Genomic DNA, 1958 nt, shown 5'->3' on the forward strand with positions numbered 1-1958 from the left:
ATTGCGGCTTGCGGTTTACAACTGCTTCGGCGGCTAACAATGAAAAATGCCGTTCAGTCTTAACTGAACGGCATTAGACCCTCGGGTCGGCTTTTTTTGCGCCAGTTCGCCAGGATCAGGCAAACGCCGGCTGCGCCTGCGGCAGGAACGCGGCCGGGGCTTCCTCGACGCGGTCGAAGGTGACCAGCTCGTAGGCTTCCTGGTCGGCCAGCAGCGCGCGCAGCAGCTGGTTGTTCAGGCCGTGGCCCGACTTGTTCGCCACATAGGCGCCGATCAGCGGATGGCCCACCACATACAGGTCGCCGATCGCATCCAGGATCTTGTGGCGCACGAACTCGTCGCCGTAGCGCAGCTCTTCATTGTTGAGCATGCGGTGCTCGTCCAGCACGATCGCGTTGTCCAGGCTGCCGCCGCGCGCCAGGCCCATCTCGCGCAGGGCTTCCACCTCGTGCGCAAAGCCGAAGGTGCGGGCGCGGGCAATCTCGCGCACGTAGCTGGTGTCGGCAAAGTCGATCGAGAAGGTCTGACCGGTCTTGTCGACCGCCGGGTGGCGGAAGTCGATGGTGAACGACAGCTTGAAGCCGAAGAACGGCTCCAGCCGCGCCAGCTTGTCGCCCTCGCGCACTTCCACCGCTTTCTTGACGCGGATAAAGGTCTTCAGCGCGTTCTGCTCTTCAATGCCGGCCGACTGCAGCAGGAACACGAAGGACGCGGCGCTGCCGTCCATGATCGGGATTTCCTCGGCGTCGACATCGACATAGAGGTTGTCAATGCCCAGGCCCGCACAGGCCGACATCAGGTGCTCGACGGTCGAAACGCGCGCGCCATCCTTCTGCAGCACCGATGCCAGGCGCGTGTCGCCGATGGCCGACGCGGCCACGGGAATCTCGACGGCCTCGGGCAGGTCGACGCGGGTAAAGACGATGCCGGTGTCCGCCGGCGCGGGACGCAGGGTCAACGTGACCTTGCGTCCCGAGTGCAGGCCGATGCCAACGGTCTTTACCAGGGATTTGATGGTGCGCTGCTTGAGCATGACAGCCTCAACTATTATAAAAATCTATCGGGCGGCTTTTCTGATTAAGGGATTTTACCACCACCTCAGGGGCGCTGCAGCCGGGTTTTGTTTCCGGCTGTTAACACCGCCTTAACAAGTTGCGTATTAGCCACGTTTACCCGGATGACTGTGTCAGCCACGCAACGCCGCCAGCACTGCCTCGGCGCTGCTGACGCGGAATTCGCCCGGTGCCTCGACGTCGAGCCGGGTGACGACGCCGTCGTCGATCACCATCGCGTAGCGCTTGGAGCGCACGCCCATGCCGCGCGCGCCCAGGTCCTGGTCCAGGCCCAACGCGCGGGTCCACTCGGCGCTGCCGTCGGCCATCATGCGCACCGTGCCGCCAGTCTGCTGCTCACGGCCCCAGGCGCCCATCACGAAGGCGTCGTTGACCGACACGCACCAGACCTCGTCGATGCCGGCCTCGCGCAGCGCCGCGGCGTGCTGCACAAAGCCCGGCACATGCTTGGCCGAGCAGGTCGGCGTGAAAGCGCCGGGCAGGCCGAACACCACGATCTTGCGGCCGCGGACCAGGTCCGCCACCTTGAAGGCATTGGGGCCGAGCGCACAGCCGTTGCCTTCGGTTTCGAAGAATTCCTGCAGCGTGGCGTCGGGGACGCGGGAACCGACAGTGATCATGGGTCGTGGTCCTTCTGGGTTTTCTGAAGAATAGTCCGGATGCCGGGGCGCAGGCGCCCGCACTCAGGCAGACGGGCAATCTCAAGATCATAGGCGCCTAGCCCGCATTGCCAAAGCCGGGTCACATCCGGTGACATCCGGCGCGGATCCGATACACCTTGCTACAAAGACGTCCGCGCGGCGCACCTCTTGGGGGGGGTCTTATACACATCTCCGAGCCCACGAGACCGCATTCCGTATCTGGGGGGGGGGGTTTTTTTTTGTG

The 1958-nt window shown here is 63.9% G+C and carries 2 protein-coding genes; both read right to left on the reverse strand.

Annotated features, from left to right (window positions below; translation table 11 throughout):
* Positions 1-115: 115 nt before the first annotated feature.
* Complete coding sequence (lpxC, locus tag AC3WVS_RS30155) at positions 116-1033, reverse strand: UDP-3-O-acyl-N-acetylglucosamine deacetylase (protein ID WP_340529039.1); 918 nt, start codon at positions 1031-1033, stop codon at positions 116-118.
* 153 nt (positions 1034-1186) lie between these two features.
* Positions 1187-1693, reverse strand: a complete 507-nt coding sequence (locus AC3WVS_RS30160) for a peroxiredoxin (protein WP_492321574.1) — start codon at positions 1691-1693, stop codon at positions 1187-1189.
* Between the last annotated feature and the right edge of the window lie 265 nt (positions 1694-1958).

Source organism: Cupriavidus sp. CPT47-8839-RL05A (assembly GCF_058792255.1).

Excerpts from the sequence above, each read along its gene's own strand:
- lpxC (WP_340529039.1), bottom strand. The coding sequence starts at position 1,033 with ATGCTCAAGCAGCGCACCATCAAATCCCTGGTAAAGACCGTTGGCATC.
- AC3WVS_RS30160 (WP_492321574.1), bottom strand. The coding sequence starts at position 1,693 with ATGATCACTGTCGGTTCCCGCGTCCCCGACGCCACGCTGCAGGAATTC.